The 23782-nt window shown below is 42.1% G+C and carries 17 protein-coding genes; 9 read left to right on the top strand and 8 right to left on the bottom strand.

The annotated features are described in order from the left end of the window. Positions 1-95 precede the first annotated feature (95 nt). The gene (locus tag H6G14_RS15670; protein WP_190568282.1) at positions 96-2138 is read left to right on the top strand and encodes a hypothetical protein; all 2043 of its coding nucleotides are present in this window, start codon (positions 96-98) and stop codon (positions 2136-2138) included. A gap of 621 nt (positions 2139-2759) precedes the next feature. Here H6G14_RS15670 and H6G14_RS15675 read toward each other — a convergent pair. Then, the gene (locus H6G14_RS15675) at positions 2760-3656 is read right to left on the bottom strand and encodes a pyridoxamine 5'-phosphate oxidase family protein (RefSeq protein ID WP_190568283.1); all 897 of its coding nucleotides are present in this window, start codon (positions 3654-3656) and stop codon (positions 2760-2762) included. A 133-nt stretch (positions 3657-3789) separates the two neighbouring features. Continuing rightward, the gene (locus tag H6G14_RS15680; protein WP_190568284.1) at positions 3790-4386 is read right to left on the bottom strand and encodes a glutathione S-transferase family protein; all 597 of its coding nucleotides are present in this window, start codon (positions 4384-4386) and stop codon (positions 3790-3792) included. A 258-nt stretch (positions 4387-4644) separates the two neighbouring features. Between H6G14_RS15680 and H6G14_RS15685 the strand changes: the two genes are divergently transcribed. After that, on the top strand, positions 4645-8322 hold the full coding sequence (locus H6G14_RS15685; RefSeq protein WP_190568285.1) for a WD40 domain-containing protein: 3678 nt from the start codon (positions 4645-4647) through the stop codon (positions 8320-8322). Between the two features lie 4 nt (positions 8323-8326). Here H6G14_RS15685 and H6G14_RS15690 read toward each other — a convergent pair whose 3' ends face one another. Both H6G14_RS15690 and H6G14_RS15695 read right to left on the bottom strand, forming a co-directional pair. Next, positions 8327-8545, bottom strand: coding sequence for a hypothetical protein (locus H6G14_RS15690; RefSeq protein WP_190568286.1), 219 nt, complete (start codon positions 8543-8545; stop codon positions 8327-8329). A gap of 30 nt (positions 8546-8575) precedes the next feature. Then, positions 8576-8752, bottom strand: a complete 177-nt coding sequence (locus H6G14_RS15695) for a DUF4278 domain-containing protein (protein WP_190568287.1) — start codon at positions 8750-8752, stop codon at positions 8576-8578. A gap of 269 nt (positions 8753-9021) precedes the next feature. Here H6G14_RS15695 and H6G14_RS15700 point away from each other — a divergent pair, with 269 nt between their 5' ends. Both H6G14_RS15700 and H6G14_RS15705 read left to right on the top strand, forming a co-directional pair. Beyond that, complete coding sequence (locus tag H6G14_RS15700) at positions 9022-9864, top strand: peptidoglycan-binding protein (RefSeq protein WP_199326176.1); 843 nt, start codon at positions 9022-9024, stop codon at positions 9862-9864. Next, complete coding sequence (locus tag H6G14_RS15705; RefSeq protein ID WP_190568288.1) at positions 9857-11134, top strand: tetratricopeptide repeat protein; 1278 nt, start codon at positions 9857-9859, stop codon at positions 11132-11134. Before H6G14_RS15700 ends, H6G14_RS15705 begins: the two co-directional genes overlap by 8 nt. Before the next feature lie 90 nt (positions 11135-11224). On the opposite strand, the gene H6G14_RS15710 is transcribed toward H6G14_RS15705, so the two are convergent. Beyond that, complete coding sequence (locus H6G14_RS15710) at positions 11225-11626, bottom strand: endonuclease NucS domain-containing protein (RefSeq protein ID WP_190568289.1); 402 nt, start codon at positions 11624-11626, stop codon at positions 11225-11227. Positions 11627-11700: 74 nt separating this feature from the next. Beyond that, entirely contained in the window at positions 11701-15294 is a 3594-nt protein-coding gene (locus H6G14_RS15715) for a WD40 domain-containing protein (RefSeq protein ID WP_190568290.1), read from the bottom strand. 148 nt (positions 15295-15442) lie between these two features. Here H6G14_RS15715 and H6G14_RS34505 point away from each other — a divergent pair, with 148 nt between their 5' ends. Beyond that, positions 15443-15571 carry a ubiquitination-like system serine protease family protein gene (locus H6G14_RS34505; protein WP_242053452.1) on the top strand — a complete coding sequence of 43 codons (129 nt, stop codon included), beginning with the start codon at positions 15443-15445 and terminating at the stop codon, positions 15569-15571. A gap of 215 nt (positions 15572-15786) precedes the next feature. Here the strand turns inward: H6G14_RS34505 and H6G14_RS15725 are convergent, their stop codons facing one another. Then, positions 15787-16269: a hypothetical protein gene (locus H6G14_RS15725; RefSeq protein ID WP_190568306.1), complete on the bottom strand. Its 483-nt coding sequence runs from the start codon at positions 16267-16269 to the stop codon at positions 15787-15789. A 176-nt stretch (positions 16270-16445) separates the two neighbouring features. Here H6G14_RS15725 and H6G14_RS15730 point away from each other — a divergent pair, with 176 nt between their 5' ends. From H6G14_RS15730 to H6G14_RS15740, 4 genes are all read left to right on the top strand, one after another. Continuing rightward, entirely contained in the window at positions 16446-17528 is a 1083-nt protein-coding gene (locus H6G14_RS15730; protein ID WP_190568291.1) for a tyrosine-type recombinase/integrase, read from the top strand. 316 nt (positions 17529-17844) lie between these two features. Beyond that, positions 17845-18003 (top strand): hypothetical protein, encoded by a 159-nt coding sequence (locus H6G14_RS15735; RefSeq protein ID WP_190568307.1) that lies wholly within the window; start codon positions 17845-17847, stop codon positions 18001-18003. Next, on the top strand, positions 18000-18122 hold the full coding sequence (locus H6G14_RS34030) for a hypothetical protein (RefSeq protein WP_277884317.1): 123 nt from the start codon (positions 18000-18002) through the stop codon (positions 18120-18122). The genes H6G14_RS15735 and H6G14_RS34030 overlap by 4 nt, the downstream gene beginning before the upstream one ends. 231 nt (positions 18123-18353) lie before the next feature. Continuing rightward, positions 18354-18824 (top strand): hypothetical protein, encoded by a 471-nt coding sequence (locus H6G14_RS15740; RefSeq protein WP_242053454.1) that lies wholly within the window; start codon positions 18354-18356, stop codon positions 18822-18824. A gap of 60 nt (positions 18825-18884) precedes the next feature. On the opposite strand, the gene H6G14_RS15745 is transcribed toward H6G14_RS15740, so the two are convergent. Continuing rightward, the gene (locus H6G14_RS15745; protein WP_190568293.1) at positions 18885-23771 is read right to left on the bottom strand and encodes a CHAT domain-containing protein; all 4887 of its coding nucleotides are present in this window, start codon (positions 23769-23771) and stop codon (positions 18885-18887) included. Positions 23772-23782: the final 11 nt, after the last annotated feature.

Raw genomic sequence — 23782 nt, forward strand, 5'->3', positions numbered from 1 at the left:
TTGACAGTGCAGACCGCTGCAACTGTCATACCAGGGCATTACTTTACGTGCAATTGCAACACAAAACCATACAAGTAAATTTAGGAGAAAATCAAATGGCAACATTTACAGTAACTCGATACGACGATATTGTTGACCCGAATGATAATTTGCTCAGTTTGCGGGAAGCTGTCAGTCAGGCAATTAATTCCTTCGGCGATGACACCATTAATTTGTATGGGATTGCACAGCTTAACCAACCGATCGTCATTACCCCCAATCCGGGCAGAATTACTTTTCAAGGCAATGGGATTAGCACCAGCGGTTTCAATGGGCAAAATCGCACCCAAATTATTTCTGTAGATCGAGCCGCAGCCAGCTTCTTTGACCTGAGATTTGTCAACGGCTATGCCTACGGTGGGGATGGACAGAAAAGCGGCGGCGGTGGTTTGGGAGCGGGTGGTGCCCTATTTATCAATTATGGTGATGTGACGGTCGATCGAGTGGCTTTCGTCGATAACCGGGCAGTAGGCGGCAATGGCGGCTTTAGCCTCCAGGATGGTGGGCGGGGTGCCAGATCCTCTGAATCTGCTCAATCTGGCTTTAGGGGCGGTGCCGGTGGCGGTAATCTCTTTGGATCTGTTCCCGGTAGCGGTGGATATGGAGGGGAGGGCGGCATTATTCTCTCAAATGGCAATGGACAAGCTGGACGCCCTGGCGGCAACGGCGGTGCCGGAGGTTTCGGTGCTGGCGGCGGAAGTGGTGGCGGTGGCGGTGGCGGTTCGATCGGTGCAGGAGCCTTACGCGCAGGTGCGCCTGGTGGTGCTGGAGGAACTGGCGGTGCTGGAGGTTTCGGTGCTGGCGGTGGCGGTGGTGGTGGTGGCGGTGGTGGTGGTGCTAACGCCTTGGGGGGTAGTGGTGGCTCTGGTGGCTTGGGGGGTGCTGGGGGTGCTGGGGGTGCCTTTGCTGGGTCTGGGGGTGCCGGGAGTGCTGGTAGCAGTGGCAACAGCACCTTTTTGGCTGACAGTTCCGGAGTAGGCGGCTTTGGAGGACGGGGCGGCGGCGGTGCCGGCTTGGGTGGTGCCGTGTTTTTGACAGAAGGTGGACGCTTTAGTGCCGGGAACAGTGCCTTTATCAACAACTCTGCTACGGGTGGAACAGGCAACCAGAATGGACAGGGTCGAGGGGGTGCTATCTTCGGCCAATCTGGTGCGGTTATAGGTGACAGAGGTAATAACACGTTCTCCAATAACACCGCATCCACTGGAGATCTCAATAGCAATGTCTATCCAGTCAAAATCAACCGGGGTGATGGCACTATTGTTGTTGAAGACTTCACTGGCGTAGGTCGCGGTAGCAATCCCTCTGAAGAAGTACTATCTACCTTTGATGAATTGGTGTTCAAAGGAGCCAATTTAGTTGCTAAAAATTTACTTCTGACTCAAGTTGGTTCTGATTTAGAAGTCAGTTTTGAGGGTGTAGATGATACCAAAGTTATCCTGAAAGACTTTGCTCTGGAGAATCTGGATAATCTAGCAATTCCTGGCGGTCAACATGGACAGGTGGGCAACATTGTATTTAGCGATAGTCCCCGACTGAGCGACAACTTTGATGTCTTCGATGCCGACTCGACCCAAGACCAGATATGGAAGCGTAACACGGTTACTTTCCTCAATGACCTCGACAACAATGTACGCGGCTTTGCCAACTCCGACGATGTAATTAATGGTCAAGGTGGTAATGACATCATTCGCGGCTTGAGTGGTAACGATCTCCTGCGCGGTGGTGATGGCGATGACATTCTCTATGCTGGAGTTGGCGCAGACATCGTGATTGGTAATGCAGGTAATGATAGCCTATATCTCAATCATGACCGCGATGTGGATACCGTCATTTACCGCAGTGGCGATGGTAGCGATGTGATTCGCCAGTTTAATCGCCGTGGCGGTGATTTACTCCATTTTGAAGGAATTGAGGCGATTGATGTGGTGGTTCAGGGTAATAACACTTACTTCCGCCTCAGAGATGGCATCGAAAGCAATAGCGGATTTGGTTCCGGTCAAGTCCTGGCCGAATTGCGTAGCGTGACGGGCTTTACCAGCAACAATATTGGCGCGAATTTAGCGGCTGGTAATACGGCACAGTTTTTGTTTGCTTAGAAATAATTTTGGATTGAATAAGATTGAATTTGGCGATCGCTAGTTAACTACTGCGATCGCTTTATTATATTTAAGTTTGTTGTTAAAAATTGTCGTTATAAAAAGGCAAAGGGCAGATTGTGATTTGAATCAAATTATGATTCAAAGGACACAGATGGTGAAGCAGTGCGGTCTTGGGGGTCTCCCCCATGAGCAACTGCTGTTAGCGAAGCGTTAGCGACGTACTCCTGCGGAGAAGCAAGCTACGCGTAGCGTCTCGCAGAGAAGGAGCGTCACCTGAAGGGCAAAGGGGCAAAGAATCCGAAAGTTAAAATTAGAAACATTACAGCAAGATATTGCGTAGGCGTAGCCCGTCGTAGACATCGCATCTGAACAGCTAAAGCATGGAGAATATACTCAATATGATGATGAGTCCTTGCCTAATTTGCTGGAAAATATCAAAGTACGAGGGCAGAGTAAGCTAAAGCGGGATAGCTGACAATGAATTACATTGTGTTTTACACAAAAATAACTGACGACATAGAAATTTTTATAGTATTACATCAATCAAGAGATGTTGAAGGCGAATTTTCGTAACTTATAGTTATTTATTAAATGCTATTGACCTAAGTAATTACTCTTTCATCCAGGATTCACTGGCGAATATTCCCCAAATTGCCAACGCAGAGAACAAGCATTTCTAATTTTCAACACCTGCTCAATATCAAACTCTACTAAACGTTGTGCGCCAGCAAACTCACTTAATCTCTCTGCATCCCAAATTACCTTTGCTTTTCCAGTCAATTGCAATGTGTGACCTTGAGCAAAATCGATAAACAATAAACCTGCTTTGGGATTGACAATCAAGTTACCAAAGGTCTGAAACATATTATTACCAGAGTAATCGGGAAACACAAGTTTATTACTATTCACAACTTGCACAAAACCCGGAAAGCCACCCCGGTGGGAAGCATCAGCCCCACTTTCTGGATGATAACTGGCGATGAAAAATGTGTCAGATTGGGCTATCCAAAGTTGATTTGTATCACTCAAGGTATCTCTAATAAAAGCTTCAGTTTTTCCTAATGAATCAGTTACAGTTTTTTCTATGTGACGTACCTGGATGTATTTAGGACAGTTAAAAAATGCTTGTTGAATTTGTACTTTGACATTCTCATGATTTACCTCTGCTTTGCCATTTAAACGTAAACGCCTGCGGTTTGTTAAATCAATTACTAATAGACCAATATCATTGTTATTTTGTAAATTGTGGTGTACGGGATCGATATGTATGAGGGTTACATTAATCTGTAAGTTCTGTTCATTCAATACTTGTACAAAACCAGGTTGTCCTGTTAATAAAGATGCCCAGACTTTACCGTTTACATCCACTGTACTTGCAACTGCTAATTGTTGCGTGCAAAGGAATTCTTGAGCAGATGGCTTGATTGTGCTGCTGATGACGTGACACAGACGTTGCGCCTCGTCTCTCACCCCCGCCTGGGTTTGGACTGTAATTTCTCCATCATGAAAAGACATTGTATTAATTCGTAATTTATAATCAATGAATTTAGACAATTTGATAAAGATGTATGAAAAAGTAAAAATAGATATTGAATTCATCTTTATTTTTACTTTTAACTTCGAGTGAAGTGACAGAAATTTTCAAGTTTTAAAGTCCTGGCATTCCAATGTAACCAGGTAGTTGTTTTATCCGCTCAACCCACGCAATCACATTTGGATAGGTATCGAGAGATATTTTGCCATCTGGAGCTAGCGCAATGTAAGGGAAACAGGCAACATCTGCAATTGTCGGGCGGTTTAGTTCTAGCCATTGGCGATCGCTCAAATGTTCGTCGAATACTTTCAGGACTTCAGCTGCTTTTTCTGTGGCTAGTTCCACATCTAGAGGAATTTGAAACAGATGATAAAGCCTAGCAAATTCTGGCCCCTGACGAATGTAGTTAGCTGCGGTGAACAACCATTGCATAACTTTGCTCGTGGACTGGGCATCAGTTGGCAACCAATTTTCATTCCCATAACGCTGCGCCAAATAAATCAAAATTGCATGAGAATCTCGCACCACAATATCCCCATCCACAAGTATAGGAAGTTGACCAAAAGGATTGAGTTTCATGTATTTTGAAGATTTGTGTTCTTTGGTTGCAAAATCAAGCAATATCTGTTCATGCTCAACACCCAGTAGCGACAGCATCAATCGCACTTTGTGGCAATTTCCGGAAAGTTCAAAATGATACAGCTTTATCATGATATTTCTTTCATGCGTAAATAGTTTAATTTCACTATCTCAATCTTCTGTATCTGTAGAGAAATGATATTGTGCAATTTCTATACATTTATTAAATATTCTTCATATAATCCGAACTTTCAAGATCAGTTTTGGGTTGATTGTGATCGCCATAACTGATCTTGGCGATCGCATAATTTTATGGTATTGCAATCAACATTGCGGTTCTGCAAATATATCTATAAATGATTCAGATATACCAGGACATACTCAAAAATTGTGGCTACTCTCAAAGCTTCTCAACAAGGACTCGCAAGGATTAAACAAGCTAGAAGTGAAAAGAGTTGGTCTGTTGATGATTTTAGATGGATAGAGTTAGCCAGTGAAGTTTTAGGAGTCTCTTGGAAAGAAAAAGGTGTTCTCGCTATTGGTATATCAGAAGGAACCTGGAAACGTTTCTTAGCTGGAAAGCAGGCAATTAATTCTGAGGCATTTAAAGCCTATTGTCAGGTGCTTGGGCTGAATTGGGAAGAGGTAGCACAAGAGAAAGAAGCAAGGGAGCAGGGGAGCAGAGGTGCAGAGGTACAGGAGAAAAATTCCCCCCATATCTCTATCTCCCCATCTCCGTCTCCTCTTACAGATTGGGGTGAAGCACCGGATGTATCAATTTTTTACGGACGTTGTGAAGAACTGGAAATTGTTAAGCGATGGGTGACAGAGGAAAATTGTCGCCTGGTGACGTTGCTAGGAATGGGTGGGATTGGGAAAACGACACTTTCTGTCAAGCTGACGCAGGAAATTATTACCAGCAGAGGTGAAATATCAATTTCTCAGTTTCCTCAATACATAATCTGGCGTAGTCTCCGCAACGCGCCACCTGTGGAAGATATTTTGGCTCAATTGATTCAATTTTTTTCTGAACAGCAACAAACAAATTTACCAAGTGAGTTAAGCGCTAGAATTTCGCTGTTACTCAAATATTTACGTTCGTCGCGCTGTCTGATGATTCTGGATAATGCTGAATCAATTTTACAGGCAGGCGATCGCACTGGTCGTTATCGTCCTGGATGTGAAGGTTACGGTCAACTTCTGCAATATGTAGCAGAGACTTCCCACCAAAGTTGTGTGATTCTCACTTCGCGGGAAAAGCCCCAAGGACTCGCTAAGTATGAAGGGGAGAGTTTGCCAGTGCGTTCTCTGCAACTTACTGGGTTATTAGAAACAGAAGGGCGCGAATTATTTCACGTTAAAGGTAAATTTACTGCTACCTCAGACCAATGGCAAGTTTTAATTTCCCGCTATGGCGGTAATCCGCTAGCACTGAAAATTGTAGCCTCTTCTATCCGCGACTTTTTTGACGGTAATATTTCCCAATTCCTCGAAATTTCCCAGCAAGGTATATTCATCTTTGATGATATTCGTGACTTGCTAGATCAACAGTTCCATCGCCTTACAGCTTTGGAAAGAGAAATTATGTACTGGTTAGCTATCAACCGCGAACCTATTTCTCTAGCAGAGTTACAAGCCGATTTTGTGGCTCATGTCCCACCCCGCGAATTGCTAGAGTCACTAAGTTCACTCCAAAGGCGTTCTTTAATCGAAAAAAGTGCTGGTGGCTTTACTCAGCAACCTGTGGTGATGGAGTATGTCAGCAATCAGTTAATTGAGCAAGTTTGTCAAGAAATCGGGCAGTGGGGAATAAAAAAGCCATTTTCTTCACCTACTCCTTTATTTACAAGTCATGCACTCATTAAGGCGCAAGCTAAAGATTATGTGCGGGAGAGCCAAATTAGTCTGATCCTTCAGCCGATTATCGATAGATTAATTACAGAACTTGGTAGCTTAGAAAACATAGCTAATTGTCTGACTCATATCCTTTCCACTTTACGCGGAAAATCGCCGCAAGTAACGGGCTATGCTGGGGGAAATGCTCTAAATCTGCTACATCAAGCACAAATTGACCTCAGTGGCTATGATTTTTCCGGTTTAACTGTATGGCAAGCTTATCTTCAGGGCGTAAACTTGCATGATGTTAATTTTTCCAATTCAGATTTATCTCACTGTGTTTTTACGGAAACTTTAGGTAATATTTTATCGGCTGCTTTTAGTCCAGATGGTCAACTTTTAGCTACCTGCGACACCGATTGTCATGTCCGTGTGTGGGAAGTGAAAACAGGTAAATTATTACTCATTTGTCAAGGACATACTAACTGGGTGCGGTTTGTGGTGTTTAGCCCGGATGGCGAAATTTTGGCGAGTTGCGGTGCTGACCAGAATGTTAAACTCTGGAATGTCCGAGACGGTGTTTGTATAAAAACGTTAACAGGACATGAGCATGAGGTATTTTCTGTAGCATTTCATCCAGAAGGTGAGATTTTAGCCAGTGCAAGCGGCGATCGCACTGTTAAACTTTGGAATATCCACGATGGTACTTGCTTGCAAACGTTGACAGAACATACAGATTGGGTACGTTGCGTTGCTTTCAGTCCTGATGGGCAAACCTTAGCAAGTAGTGGTGCTGACCACACAATTAAACTTTGGGATGCGCGTCAGGGTAAATGTTTGAGAACTTTGCAAGCGCATACAGGATGGGTGCGTTCGGTGGCGTTTAGTTTAGATGGACAAACCTTGGCTAGTGCAAGTGGCGATCGCACAATTAAAATCTGGAATTATCATACAGGTGAATGCCTGCAAACTTACACCGGACATACTAACAGCGTCTACTCCATTGCCTATAGTCCTGATAGTAAAATTTTAGTCAGTGGTAGTGGCGATCGCACTGTCAAAATTTGGGATTGTCAAACTAACGCTTGCATCAAAACTCTACATGGACATACCAATGAAGTTTGTTCCGTCGCCTTTAGCCCAGATGGTCACACGCTAGTATGTGTCAGTTTAGACCAAAGCGTTAGGCTGTGGGATTGTTTTACTGGTCAATGCTTAAAGACTTGGTACGGTAATACAGATTGGGCATTACCTGTAGCTTTTAATCCTGTTCGCGCAGCGTTCTCCGTAGGAGTTGGGCGAATTTTAGCCAGTGGTAGTAATGACAAAACAGTTAAGCTGTGGGATTGGCAAACTGGCAATTGCATTAGAAGCTTAGAAGGGCATACAGATTTTATTTATGGAATTGCTTTTAGTCCAGATGGACAAATCTTAGCAAGTGCAAGTACAGATTCTTCAGTGAGGCTGTGGAATATTAGCATAGGTCAATGTTTCCAAATTTTACTGGGACATACAGATTGGCTATATGCCGTTGCTTTTCATCCCCAAAATAAAATACTTGCAACTGGTAGCGCCGATTGTACAGCCAAGCTATGGGATATTAGCACAGGTCAATGTCTCAAAACCTTGAGCGAACATACCGATAAAATCATAGGAATTGCTTGGAGTCCAGATGGGCAAATTTTAGCTACCGCCAGTGCTGACCAATCGGTAAAATTGTGGGATTACAGCACAGGTAATTGCATCAGCACATTACAAGGACACAACAGCCGCGTATATTCAGCCATTTTTAGTCCTGATGGAAAAATCATCGCTACTTGCAGCACTGACCAAACAGTGAAACTATGGAATGTTAACACTGGTAAATGCCTCAAAACATTGACTGGACATACAAACTGGGTATTTGCCGTTGCACTTAGTCCAGATGGAAAAACCCTTGCTAGTGCATCCCATGACCAAACTGTGAGAATTTGGAACATCAACACAGGAGAATGTCACCATGTCTGCGTTGGGCATACACATTTAGTATCTTCCGTAGCTTTTAGTCCAGATGGGGAAGTAGTTGCTAGTGGTTCTCAAGACCAAACTGTAAGGATTTGGGATGAGAAAACGGGCAAATGTATCAAGATTTTGCGGGCGAAACGGCTTTATGAGGGGATGAATATTACTGGCGTGAAAGGGTTAACCGATGCGACGATTTTAACGCTGCAATCTTTGGGTGCTGTGGTTTAGAAGTTTAGGAAGTTTTTTCTGGAATATTTAAACGCCACAGCTTTTCTAACTTGGTAATTCGGCGGCGGACAATTTGCGCTTGACACTTGCGATAGCCAGTAATTGCTAAAAGTACAATTAGCGGTAGAGAAATAATTAAATATCCTGTTAGCGGATTTATCGCAATATCATTCTGTTTGTTGGGATGAACTTGAGCTTGAACAGCTAGTTGTAAATATATCATTATTCAAAACCTACATTTTTTTATTTACTACTAATGAATATAGGTAACACCGCGATATTTAAGCTGAGATTTGCTAGGAGTTTTAATTGTTGTATGTTTGACAATGTTGTAACTAACTCCGCGATACTTTGCAGTAGTAAAATCTTGCTGCTCAGGTAATAAGGCGGTGCTTGCTTGATAATGAAAACCGCGATAAGACAATATCATAAATTAATCTCTGTGATTGACTAGCGTTTACTGTTATCACAATAAGATTTACCTGAATTTAAGTCGATATATAAAAGTTATGCAGTTTTAGAAGCTCAACCAGACTTAACTTTTCACTAACTATTATTTCCACTTATAAGTTGTAATTCCTGAGATTAACCATAAATCGAATTGTTTTTGGTATCCACCAGCGAGCAAAATCCTTAACTTTTCTGTATCGACTGTTGAATAGACAAATTCTATAAAGAAATTGTCTTGGAGAATCAACCATGCTGAAAGTAAAAGATGTAATTGAAAAAGGTGACACAGGTTTAGTCAGAGGTCTGAGCCTGCAAATCATTGCAGTTATGAACTCAATCTCGCCCAATGTTTTAGTTGACTTCAGCGATCTCAACATCGATGTGAATGGAAATCAAATCAATCCCTTTGTGCAACCAGCAGCCAAAGAATCACTCCGATTAGCACTCAAGCAACGGGGTACTAGACTAGTTGTAAACTCAGTCTATCGCACAGTTGCTCAACAGTACTTGCTACGAAAACAGTTTGAGCGTAAGCTATTTGGCATTACGGCTGCGGCTTTACCAGGTTCTAGTAATCATGAAAGTGGGTTAGCGTTAGATATTGAAGATCCTGATGGGTGGGAACGATTTTTTGAACCTCATAACTGGATACGGTTGGGGCGAGATTTTGACTATCCTCACTACGACTACAGGCTTCCGGGTGCAACCAAGCGAAATTTGGGCAAAATTGGTATCAGTGCATTTCAACGCTTGTGGAATCAGTATAATCCCAACGACCTCATTGCAGAAGATGGTAGCTTCGGGCCACAAACGGAAGCGCGTTTAGCAAATTCCCCGGTAGATGGTTTTAAACTGCTGTTCCCCCGTACTTTACGACTTCAATCGCCTCCCTTACAAGGTGATGATGTTACTAAGGTGCAAGAAGCATTGCTGAGAGCGAAAATTACGCAAATCAATCTCCAAGTAACAGGAATATTTGATTCCGAAACTGAGCAAGCTGTCAAGCAATTTCAGGCGGCAACTCAGAAATTGGCTGTGGATGGAATTGTCGGCCCGATGACTCTGCAAGAATTAGGACTTGAGTATGACTAATACTATCAATACAAGCTCTCAAGATGGTCAAGAACTTCAGATTAGCCATGTCCTCAATGATTACCTGCAAGCTATTGAGGAGCTAAAATCAGACGTATCGGCACAGCAAGCCTTAGCTGTTTTGTTAGCGCGGGATGCAGTTCACGCAGAACTCATGTTGAAGGTGGCTCGCATACCGCCAGATGAAGTTAGCAAACTTATGGAGTTGGATAGGCGACTGAAGGCTCAAACCAACAAGATTGTCAAAGCTGGACAACTGAAAGACTGGCGCAGCAGCATTCATCCGCCAGCAGAAGCTTGGTGGTGGTTTTTGGAACAGGATGAACCAGATCCTTGGAATCGCTTTGATGCGATTTGGGATGGGCTGACAACCATTAATCTTACGGCTGTGGTCAGTTTTTTAACAATGTTCAGTTCGCAATTTATTGTAAGTGGCCTGGATTTGCTAACAACCTTCGGATTAGTTGGGAATGGGGCAGTTGCACTGCTAGTTTTTGGTAGCCTGACGCAATCCGGACGAGAGAAGTTAAAAAAACTGTTGCATCAATTGAAATTACCTGCACGTTATTGCAGTGAAGTATCCTTTGGAATTTCGGCATTTTTATTACTGGGTGCAATTTGTTTGCAAAACTCATTACCTCAGTTGGCGAATTATTACTATCAACGTGGGGTGAAAAGTTTTGCTAAAGCCGAATTTACCGAGGCTAAAAATGAATTGAAGCAAGCGATCGCATTTAATTCCGGTAACTTTGATGCTCATCTCCTGCTGGGTAAAACCTACGAGAATTTGGAGAACTTAACCAATGCCCGTACTGAGTATATGCAGGCTTTACCCGGTAATAACGCTGAGACTTATAACAATTTAGGTCGCTTGTATCTTGGCGATCGAGATTACTTGACGGCGGAAAGTTTCTTTTTGCGAGGTTTAGATTTAGTCAAAGCTGATAATTTTGCCACTCGATATTCGTTACTGACAAATCTCGGTTGGGTGCAGGTTGAGCAGAATCGTCATACAGAGGCGGGGAGAAGTTTGGTAAGTGCGATCGCCCTTAACCAAAAACAACCTAGTAATCAACAGCGATGGGAAGCGAATTGTATATTTGCCAAGGTACTGGAAATGCAAAAGGACAGAAAAAGTGCGATCGCCCAATCCACAACCTGTGTGAATAATGCTTCTAGTTACACCACATTTGATTACCGTTGGGTGATTCTGGCAAGAAGGCGGCTAGAATCTGTCGGGACAGAAGGTGTTAATCTTAAGCAGAAGTAATAGGTATTAAAATTCTATTTTTATTGATCGTGTGTCAAATCCGAATCCAAAAGTGAATGAGTTACCTCCCACCCATAAATTCCTTATTTACTAATCAGCTTTATAAGGTGTATCTTCCGAATTTAAAAAAAGCGTATAACCATCAACTGGATAATCAACAGTACGTACAAATTCAGAAAATGGTAGTATTAACTCATGCCAATCAGTAGAAATTATAATAGTTCGCAGGTTTTTATAAGGTATTTCTAACTTTTGCCTTATCAATCCAACATATTTATTTAACTGATGTAAAGCATTTTTTGCAGAAGAATTACTTGTTTTAATTTCTATTATTACTAATAGATCAAATTTATCTTTGGCTATGATGTCAATTGAACCATCTGAACCAAAAATATTTGGTAATTTAAATTCTGTTTTTATAGCTTGTAAACCTTCTTCAATTAAATGTAAATTCTTTACAAGATAATCTCTGATTTTTGCTTCTTTATTCATATTGGATTATTGCTGAATATTCCCCACTTCCAAAATATTGCATTTTCAGCACTTTTCTACGATACAACAGCTACTTACTGTGATGCTTTTACTGTACTCATACGATGTCTACGACGGGCTACGCCTCCGCACAAACCCCTTTCGTCTTCCTTAACATCTGCACTATTGAGCAAATAATCTCTCACAGAATTACAAGCCTGCGCCAACAATTTCTCAGGACTGGAATCAAAATCTAAATTCCAAAGAGTGACTTTACCCAGGGAATCTGAAGAAGCCAAAACCTGGCCATCTGGGCTGAAACTCACACTTTTAACCCCAGTATCCAAACCTGCAAGGGTTTGCAGCACTTCTCCCTTACGGTTCCACAGCTTAACTGTCATATCTTCACTAGCTGTAGCAATCGTCTCTCCATTTGGGCTAAAACTTACAGCATTCACCTCACCTCTATGTCCGCGCAGAGTCAATAGTTCTTTACCCTCTCGGTTCCAGAGTTTCACGGTTTTATCTTTACTGGCGGTAGCGATAACCTGACTATCAGAACTGAAACTTACAGCCTGTATCCCCGCTTGATGCCCTTTGAGGGTAACTAATTCTTGACCTTGCCGATTCCAGAGTTTAGCTGTTCCATCTTCACTTGCGGTAGCGATAATCTGACCATCAGGGCTGAAACTTACACTTCTGACACCGGCTTGATGTCCGCGCAAAGTCATGATTTCTCTACCATCCAAATTCCACAGTTTAACTGTTGTATCCCAGCTAGCACTAGCAATAGTTTTACCATCCGGGCTGAAAGTTGCGCTTCTCACATCTGCTTGATGTCCGCGCAAAGTTGCTATTTCTTTTCCAGACAAATTCGACAGTTTGACGGTTTTATCTCGACTGGCGGTAGCGATAATCTGTCCATCTGGACTGAATTGCAGACTTCTTAAGGTATCGTTATGACCGTTAAGTGTTACTAGTTCCTGTCCTTGGCGGTTCCAGAGTTTCGCCATTGTGTAACGACCAGTCGTACCCAGAATTTTACCATCAGGGCTAAAACTGAGACTTCCGGCAGCAGCTTCACCAAGATTGAAACTTAAGGATTGGAATTTTCCGGCTTCCCCGTTATCCATATTCCATAATCTCACAGTTCCATCTTCGCCACTGCTAGCTAAAAGTTTTCCATCTTTGCTTAAATTTACACCCCAAACAGCATCGGTATGTCCTCGCAACACTTGCAATTCCTCGCCTTTGCGGTTCCAAAGTCGAATGGTTTTATCCCAGCTGGCTGTGGCGATGGTTTGACCATCGCGGCTGAATACTGCACTCGCAACAGTATCAGTATGACCGCGTAGTGTCGTCAATTCTTTACCGTTTAAATCCCAAATTTTCGCAGTTTTGTCTCGACTCGTTGTCACCAAATTTTTGCCATCCCGGCTGAAATTAACATACATTACCCAATTGTGATGCCCTCCCAAGGTCAACAATTCTTTGCCATCCCAACTCCAAACCTTTGCTGTACCATCTCGACTGGCGGTAGCAATCATTTGTCCTTTAGGGCTGAAATGGATGGCGACGACTGGGGCTTTATGGGTACGGAAAGATTTTAACTCCTGTCCTTGTAGGTTCCAGAGTCTCATTGTGCCATTCCATTCCATTGATGCCACTGTCTTGCTATCGGGGCTAAATCCGACACAGGCTACCCAATCTTGATTATTGAGGGTGATAATTTCTTTACCATCCTCAACACGCCAGACTTTTACGGTTTTATCTCGACTGGCACTAACTAACATTTTACCGTCGGGGCTAAAATTCACACTCCATACTGCATCTGTATGACCGTGCAGGGTGTGGAGTAACTTACCATCACGTTGCCAAATTTTTACGGTTTTGTCCCAGCTGGCACTAGCTAACTTTTGCCCATCGGGGCTAAATTTAACTCTTGTGACTACATCCCCATGACCTATTAAACGGTTACGTTCCCGTACCCAGTAGAGAGATTGGCGTAAGGTCTTTTCTACTTGCACCTTTAAATCTGTATCTGCATTATCCCAGCCCATCTGGTTTAACTTGATACCAGCTTTGAGGCTTTCAAGTAAAGCATCAAATGTGTTATGGGACTCAAAAGCTGTTTCTGATGAGAGAGTCAAGGCTTTAATCTCACCCAAGCTTACTTGTCGCTTTTGTTGTGCGGTTTGCCATGTGAGTAACCCGGAGATTCCCAAGAGAGTGACAGCAACAACAGACAGCACCGACAACCCCATCATTCCCCGGCGAATCGTTTGTTTGGCTTGCTGTTCGGCGTTGAGGAGAATTTGATTTGCTTGTTGAGATGCTATCAGCGCACTTTGTACTTGGCGTTTTTCTAGTTCCTCGCTAGCGGCTAAAAAGCGATAATCCATGTTACTCAAACTTTTGCCTTTCGCCCAAGCTTGAGCATCTTTGAGGGCTTGTCCTCGCAGCAGGTTGGTTTCATCCTGATAATTTGATGCTACCCAAGCATTAATTAAATCGGCGTAGGGACGCAATTTCTTTAATTGCTTTTCTACCCATTCGATATGAAAAACTTCTTGATAGATGCGATTGTAAACTTGTAAGCTACCTTGTCTTTTAACAACTAATCCTGATAGGAGTAATTCAATTTTTTCTGGGGAATCATCAGCAGGTACACCACCATTTTGTAATATTTGTAGATAAAGCCCTAATAATCTGCTGGCGCGTTGTTCATTGCAAAGTAATCTGTCGCGGATGGTTCTTAAATGGGGTGGTTCATCAAGAGAAGCCCAGTTATCTATGATATGCGATCGCACTATAGCAGATACTTGGTCGGCAATAGCCTCACTTGGGGTCAATATCTCCTGCATCAGTTTCTTGAGGAAAGGGGATTCTATGGCAGAAAGGTTTCCCTGTTCTCCTGTTCCCCCATGCCAATGCTGTGTAACTAATTGACAAAGTTTTTGAGTTAAAAATGGTTGACCTCCTGTCCAAGCCAGTATTTCCTTCAGTGCTGCTTGGGGATTTTCTACTTTATGCGCTAACCCTATTTCTAATGCTTGAACTTCTGCAATATTGAACCCATTTAACTCAATTGCTCGTCCAATATTAAACGGTGTACGAGTTTTATCTATAATTAAATCTGAAGGTGTAGCTACTCCCAGCAGCGCAAAAGTAAAACGCTTATGTTCGTGGCAAGAACGAATCAAAGCAAAAAAATCATCTGTATTAAATGGTAAGCTGATAGTACTATCAATTTCATCAAAGAAAATCACAATCTGCTGCTGAATCAAATCAGGTAAAACAGATTGTAATAATTCAGCCAAGCGACCAACTGGTGACAGGTCTTGTCTTTCTCCTAACCAATTGCGGACATTAATTTCAGTAGAAAGCCGAAAACTTCGCACCAGCCGCATGATGATGTCTGCATACCATTGGTCAGCAGTGATGTTGCTGTTTCCTATACCTGACAGGTCAACCGTTGTACAAGCAATACCATCCTCTTGTAGACGTTTCGCCACCTGTACTCGCAAGCTAGATTTACCCATCTGCCGACAGTTGAGGACGTAACAAAACTCACCTGCTTTTAAAGCATTGTAGAGTTCTTCGTCTGCCTGTCTTACCACATAGCTGGGTGCATCAACTCTGAGGCGACCGCCAACTTGATATTCATAGGATGAAGTCAGTTTTTGCACGGATATTCCTGCCTTACAAATCTGAAGTTTTGCGATGGATCACAAAGTTGACTGTGATATTTATATAGGTTCTAGCCGTCACTGTCGATGTAGAAAAGTTAAGGACTTTCCTGACTTAACTTTTGATTTACAATTTTGTTATTGAACATTGCTTTCATCACAATCACTATCATGGGCTGGTTTTCGTTGCCCTGGAGAATGTGGTGAAAGTATTTTGCTGTCCTTGAATCAAAAGCAGCATCCTTGCTGGGCGATCGCTATTAATTCTTTGGGGTGACCGACACTTAATCCTTCTGTTAGGCAGCTTAACGAATGCCACTGCCAATGAATGGGTACGTCAGGGAATTGTTGAATGGTGCGCTGATTCAGGGCAGGAATGAACTTTATGGTTTGGTGTCCCAGGAAAAGTCTAGCGTAAATTAGACTATCTTACGACCTATCTAACTATGCGAAAGATACTAGCTGATTGGATTGGCGACAGGTAGCTCTTGCTTAGGTTAACGGTAGTTCAGCGGCGGAGCCTTCCCCAAAAATCCAGTCGCTATCACTGTCGGCATCACCTTCGCCATCCACCTGAAGATTTAAGGAAGGTATTAGCTGTTCAATTTGGCTTTCAAGTCGGGAGATCGCCAACGTTAAAGAAGCAAGTTGCTCCCTATCCTTCTTAATTTCATTTGAAATCCCCACCCGCAATTGATTTAACCGCTCTTGGAGGGTATTCACTTCCGTTTTGGTTGCAGAAGGAATATTCACCTTCTCTTCCAGGGCGGCGATTTGAGCTTTCAAAGCTTCAATTTCGGCAGCAGTTGCATTATCTGCATCATCCGGACTCTCTTCCACAAGTGCTTGTTTAATACAATTCAGCACAAACTCCTTAAAAGTGAGGCGCAACTCCTCAGCACGCTGCTTGGCCTGCTTCACCAACTCCCGGTCTTCTTCAGACAGAAGTTTTATATTTATCTGTGGATAATCCACCATCACGTATCCCAACACGGCTAATACCATCATCGCATACGGGATATCCGCGGATATACGATATAGATTATTTTTGATGAGTAATTTTGTGGTGCTTGGGAAAGAATTATCATAAAGATACCGGGAATTACAGTTCTCGGCATCATAATTATCAGTGGGGGTTGGGGAATTTTATTATGGAAAATTTACCCGTCAAAAGCGTGGAATCACTTGCTGTGGAGGTGGTGACTCTACCGCTTGATGAAGCTCGTGTTGCGCTTGTGGATTATTATTTTCCCAACCGCCAGAAAATTAATTCCACACAGCAGCTAATTGAGCTATGGGTGCATTCTGTCACTATCAAAAGCGACCAAACGCGACGGGCATATCGGCAAATTGGTTATGAGCTTGTCGATTATATGCAGTCGCGGTTTGGGATATCTGATTTGAGGATGGTAACTTTATTCCATCTACACGCTTATCTGGCTTGGCTCAAGGATGAAAAGCCAGTACGGGGAAAGAAAAATACTTATGGAATTAGTAAAAATACTGCGGCTAAGTACACGGCAGCGATTAAAAGTTTGTGGGAGTGGGGTACTAGAGCTTCTATTGGTTATTTTGCTATCGACTTGGGCAAGGACTTAAGCATACAGTGGGATGATAAGCTCGCAGAGCGGATTCTCTCGGAACGCGAGATTGCTAAGTTGGAAAAAGCGGCGATTGAAGTAGACTTGCAACACAACACTAATAAGATGCACTGGCTGCTGTTTACTCTCATGTTTTACAGTGGGGTGAGGGCGGGAGAAATTGCCCGGCAAACTTCTGATTATGGTAAGCGCGTAATTACGCCGGGGTTATTTTGGCGGCAGTTTCGGGAGGATGGGGACTGTCTGTTGTTAACTGTGACGGGGAAACGAAATAAAACTAGAACCATTAGTCTCGATCCAGAGACTAGTGCGGTGCTACTGGATTACCGTGGGGATGCCAGCAACGATCAGCCGGTGTTTCCTAGTCCCAGTCGGCGGGATAGGGGTAAACCTTTAAGCGATCGCGGGTTGCGACTGATGATGGAGGAAATTTCTACTTGTGCGGGAATTAAGTTCAGCGCCCACTTTCTCCGCCACACTCACGCAACGCTGGCTAAGAAAAATGGAGCTTCTGATTTTGACTTGCAAGCAGATTTGGGCCACGCTTCCCCGGCGACAACTGCAAAGTACATTCACCATGTCGGGCGTGTTGGGACTTCTCACGCACTGCGTAGAAAAAGCAAACATAGGTAATAAAAAACGTAGGTGTACCCTACCCCTATGGGGAAGCCACTCCAGATGTCCATTAAAGAATTATTTGTCAATTTTAAGGAATTAATGTCTTGCTGTTTTAGAGGCTAAAAAGCTTATACAGTAAGTATTTTGGCCTTTTTAGGGCTTTTATATTCTTTGGAGACTTTTAAATAGTTAAATGCCTTTTCTCTAAAAACTGACTTCTGAAAATTTAAATAATTAAATGCCTTTTCTTGAAAAAGTGGCTCCTCTCAGCTTAAATAATTAAATGCCGTTTTAAGCGGAAGTTGCACGTTTGTGATACTTAAAAGCAACAATGCTAGAAAAGAAAGTTAGCCAAGGTGAACAAAATAATCTGTTTGAGGTGACACCCGTAGGTATGCAGTTGACGGCTCCCACTCAACAAGACCACAAAATCTTGATTGAGCAAATTGAGGATGCCCAAACCACTGTTTCAGCACCCGTTAGGTCATGATTTTACTACTGTGGGTGAAAAATGACACTAATTCTTTAAAACTGGAATTTACCGAACTAGAGCATGGCTCTCATTCCAAAGAACTCAAAAAATCGAGTGACTGGACATTAATTCCTTAAAACTGACAAATAATTCTTTAATGTACACCAGAAGGCATCGCCTCCGATGGGCGGTTAGGCCATCGCACTCATACGCTCATCATGATAGTGTCAAGGTAGTTATCAAGATGGAAACACGCTCAGTTGTTCCTGTCCGCAGACTAGTTTACCTAGACATTACCTAGACATTACCTAGATATGAGCAATACAGGGAGAACAAAGAAGCTAGCATCTTTCAACTGTGACCAAAAGATGTGGGAGCAGTTTATCGCCCGTTGCAACTCGAAAGGCACGACGGCAACAGCGACGCTCACCCGTTTTATTGAGCTATACCTAGATGGTTCTCTAGATGACCTTGATGCAATTGCTGGTAATGAAGATAAACGCCTGGACTCTTTAGAACAAAAAACTGAAGAGATAACAACCCAAATGAAACAATTTGCTGAGGCGATTATTAAAATTCAAAATTATCTCAACAACCAACCGAAACGGCAGAAGAAATCGTACAACAACAATTCATATTATCAAGGGCAAACTCCTCGAATCCAACCGCTAACGGAAGAAGGTTTAGCTGCAAGACTTGGTGTAAGTATAGAAACTATACGCGAGCAGCGAATTAATCTACCACCACCGCTTTTTGTGGGATGGTGCAAAGGCAAGGATAGAGCAGGGTTAGGGTGGGAATTTAATCAGGATACGGGATTATATCATCCGGCAAGTTAGAATTTTTATTAATTTTAATAATTTTTGAATTTAGACTGAATACTTCAGAGATTGCAGTTATCAATTTAACCCGGAACAGGTGAAAGCTGCCCAATAATAAGGATGAGAGAAAGGTTTAGATTCTCGACAAAAAAGTTCTAAATCTTTTTTTGCTTGATAAATCAATTTTCCGATTTTGTCGTATTTTTTGTATTCTTCATTGCATTGTTCATATAATAGGGAACTATGTGGATGACTATCCCGTTCTTTTTGAATTTTTTTACGCAGCGTGTCAGTTTCCTTGAGTTTCTGTGTCAAAAAATAACTTAACTTAGGTTTGTAAATAGTAGTAAGAGTTTCACCAGTAAGGGTACGCAGTTCAAATTGAGCTTGTCTGATTGATTGCAGTCGCTTGTTTCCCTGATGTCGGGATTGATAGTAAAATACTGAAAAGAGTGCTGTTGCCAAGTCATTTACTGCCCAGAGTGTACTGATAACACTTTTAGCACCAGCACAAAGGAAAGCTGTTGAAAAAGTGAGAATATCGTCAGTTATTTCAGTCACACTTAAACCAGTTTCACAGCAAGATAGAAATACATCTTCTAACTGAGGATTGCGCCAACTTGGAGTTAATAACTGACTTAATGTAATACAGCCATCTCCTAAAAATAATGCGGATTCTAGAGGATTATCGAGCCGCGAGCGCGCATGATGACTAGAATGAATTATTTGGACTTTTTGTATCAGTTGACGATAGTTGCTGACACTAGCTTCTTGACTACCTTTTAAACGTTGATTATTGGGAATATTATATAAATTTGCTAGTTGTTCTCCTTCCCAACTAGCGTAGGGTAAATCTTCAGTAGCATCTTCAACAATACCGTAATTCATAATATTACTTACTGTGGGGCGGTTGTGACAAAATTCTAAAATTTGGCAGCTAGGAACATAACGAATGAGAAATTTATCTCCCAAATATTGATTTTCTCCAATTGGTAAAGCTGCAAAAGGAATTTGATGTAATGCCAGATGAGGAATAAGAATCAATTCATCAATATTTTTCAGATGTTGTGCAATTAAATCATTTAACTTTAAGACTTCAGCTAGTTCTGCTATTAAAAAACTAAATTGCTCTTTCCAGGTATCTTTGTGATGAACATATTGCCCTAACCAGTGAGTTAAAATCGATTCTTGTAAAGTCTCAAATCCTAAGTCAGTGCAAGTGTGCAAAGTAATTTGACTCTGCCGGATGATAAAGATATGAGTGTCATTCGAGGTAGTATAAAAGCTCAGAATAGCTGTGGTGGGTAGGTCAATTAACTGCTGTATGGATGATAAATTCATAGGGCTTACTTGAATTTGACCAGCCAGGACAGGATCTAGACGGCGCATTTGTTCCCAAATTTGCTGTTTGTCAGCTTCCAAATCTGCAATTATTTTGTTATGAGCTTCGATAGCAGCACGGTTCTGTGGGCTTTTACCGAGTTTACTACCATCAAAGTTATTGCTATTATTATAGTGTCTTAGTTCATTATCAATTTGCCGTTGTATAGCTTCAAAATCTTGTAAATACTGTTGAATTTCAGCAGGAATTTCACCATCTGAATAAAGGTCATTACTTGCCATTAAATCTACGAGTCGTTTTGAGCGAGAACGTTCGACATATTCAATAGCTTTATTCAGTTGTTTATTATTAATACAAGCTTGCACCATATTTTCATAAACATGGAGAGAATCAGCTAAGATTTCTTGACGGCGTGATTCTGAACTTGCCCAAGTGCGACTGGTTTCTACAGCTTCAATTGCCACACTATAGCCCCTAATCGCTTCAGCCCAATCACCAATTATAAAAGCAGTGTTTCCCAGGGTTTGTCCTACTTTTAGGCATTCATTAGGGAAAGCGGTGGGAGTGAAGATTTTTAAAGCTGAACGATAACAGCTAATCGCTGCTTCTATTTGCTCTTGTTCTAAGAAGACATTTCCTAAATTCATCTGAGCCATAGCCCACTGTCGCGGAAATTCTTCTTTGGTTAAGACTTGTAAAGCTGATTGATGAGCAGCGATCGCCTTTTCTAAATTTTCGCGCCTATCCCCATGAATTCGGTGAAGATAGGCATTAGCTAAATTCATGTGTACTTCTGCCCAACCTTGGGGGAAGGCTGCTTTTGTGTAGACTTGTAAAGCAGATTGATTAGCAGCGATCGCCATTTCCACATTTTCTGCTGCATCACCTCTGAGTCTCTGACGATAAGCAGAGCCAATGTTGAATTGAGTTTGCGCCCAAAGTTCCGGGAAGTCTTCACGAGTACGAATGGAAAGAGCATTTTGATAACAAGCGATCGCTTTTTCTAAATTCTCAGCCTTGTCACCGAGAATGCGTTGGCTTTGCCCGTCGCAGGCATCGCGGTAAACAATGCCTAGATTGTTTTGTACTTGCGCCCATTGTTCAGGATCTTGATCGCGTGTGAAAACCCGCATCGCAGCTTCACCAGCCTGGATTGCTAGTTCCGCATTTTCCACCTGATCGCCACGAATCCTAAAACCATAAGCAATAACCAAACTATTTTGAATTGTTGCCCAGAGTTCGGGAAACTGTTCACAGTTACACACTTGCAAAGCATTGTGTAAGTAAGAAAGTGATTGTTCCAGGTTTTCTGCTTGCTCACCCTTGATTCGACGGTGGTAAGCATTGCCCAGCATACTTTGACACAGACACCATGCTTCTGGTGAATCTTCGTAAGTCAATACTTTAGAAGCAAGTTCATACCCTGTAATGGCAATCTCTAAATTATTCGCCTCATTACCGTGTCGAAATTCTTTAATCAGAAGGCTCAAACCTACAAGGCTTGCAGCAAGGTCTTGTGCATATTCTGGCGGTGCTTCAGACAGCATAGCTTCTGTCTTCAAACGCAATACAGTCGCAAAGCGTTCATCAAGTTTGTGTTTATTTGCTTCCAGTAATGGATATACAACAGCTTTAGGATTGTCTAGGTTCTTGAAAACTGCTTCAAATAGCTGAATCTGAAATAGTTCGCGGCTCGCATCTTCAATCTGTTCCCATTGTTCAGGAAAATCTTTCTTAGTAAAAACACTAGCCGCTACCTCATAACCTGTAGCAGCAATTCTTAAGTTAATTGCTGTATCGCCTTGGGGAAACTCCCGAATTAAATTGCTAAAACTTAAAGTAGTTGCAGCAAGTTGAATGGCTTGCCCTGATGTCATCTCTTTGCAAACATCCTCAAGCCTTTGCAAGTAATGAACAAATTGTTCGTCTAATTGATTCAGGTTATTTTCTAGTATTTGATATACAGCTTGTGAGTCACCATTGCTTTCGCTTGTTGCTTGTAATACCTGTTCAAGAAATTGCGAATTTAAGGAAATTTGTTGAATTTCCTTACTATCTAAAAGATTTAAAAGGTGTTGATAACCAGAACGTTCGGCATACTCCCTGGCTTTATCTCGTTGCCCATTAGTAATGCAAAATACCACCATATTTGTGTAGGCAAGTATCTCTTCTGGAATTTCTTGTTTATGAGAAATACCTGCCCAAAGTCGGCTTTGATCAACAGCTTCAATGGCAACGGCATAACCTGCAAAAGCTTCTGTTTTCATGCCAGCAGCCAAGGCTGTTTTACCTAAAATTAATCCGGTTTGTATGCAATCTCTGGGGTAATCGGTAGGAGTGAACACTTGCAAAGCAGCGTGGAGACAGTCAAGTGCCTCAGTAAATTGACTGGCTTCATAATAGGCATTCCCCAGATTGCTTTTTGCTCTTGCCCATCGTTCAGGATAAACAGAAATAGTGTAAACTTCTAGGGCATTAATATATGCTGAAATTGCCTTTTCTAAATTTTGTTGTTTATTGCCTAGAATCCTTCGAGTATAGGCAGTACCAAGGGTAAATTGACTACTAGCCCAATAATAGGGTGATGTGGAACGGGTACGTACTTGTAGTGCTACTTGATAGCAAGCGATCGCCTTTTCTAAATTCTGTGCTTCGTCGCCTTGAATTCTAACAAGGTAGGCATTCCCCAAATTATTTTGAAGGCTACCCCAAAGTTCAGAAAGTTGAGCGCGGTTAACAAATTTTAAAGCAGTTTCATAGCAGGCAATTGACTTTTCTATGTTTTCAGCTTTGTCTCCTGTAATTCTGTCTGTATAGACAAGGCCGAGATTATTTTGTAGTGTTGCCCATTGTTGGAGAAAACTGTCACGGGTGTAGATAAGTAGTGCATTATTACAAGCAGCAATTGCCTTTTCTTGATTATCGGCGCGATTTCCTCGTATTCGATTACGGTAGGCTGGTGCTAAATTTAATTGGATATTAGCCCAAATTTGTGGGACAACATCAGGAATAAAAATCTTGGCAACTGCTTCTAAACCTGTAATTACAATTTCCAGGTTAATTGCCCTGTTCCCCAAGGGAAACTGCCAAAGCAACGTACAGAAATCTATCAGGAATAATCCTAGTGATAATTGTTCTTTTTTTGACTCGCTGCTAATAAGCGTTAAGTTTATCCAACTACAAAACTGTTCATAAAAATTATCATTGAGTTGATCTAAGTTAGCTTGAAGTAGGCTGTAAACGGCTTGTGGGTTGCTTTTATTTTGTGCGATGCCTGCGGCGGGCGTAGCCATCGCCCACAAGATTTCATCTAAGAAAGCTGGAGGTCTAATAAAATTGGCTGTTGCTGAAGGCTCATCTCTATATAATTCCAGTTCTTCAACTAGCCAATGGGCTAAATTTCTCAAAAAGTAAGCAGAACGAATATCTCCTTGATTAAACCGGATTTGAGCTACCATTTCCAAAGTTTCTACGAACCCAGCATCAACCAAGTATGCGTGTTTCCTGAGAATCTTCATTTCTCTGCCATGAGCACAGTTGAGTAGCTGTTTAATCAGTCTGAAATAAGCTTTTTGGCGTTGAGTAAAATCTGGTGATTTCTGAGAACCGAAGCCTTTCGCCATGACAATTAAAT

Source organism: Nostoc parmelioides FACHB-3921, from assembly GCF_014696625.1.
Taxonomy (GTDB): domain Bacteria; phylum Cyanobacteriota; class Cyanobacteriia; order Cyanobacteriales; family Nostocaceae; genus Trichormus; species Trichormus parmelioides.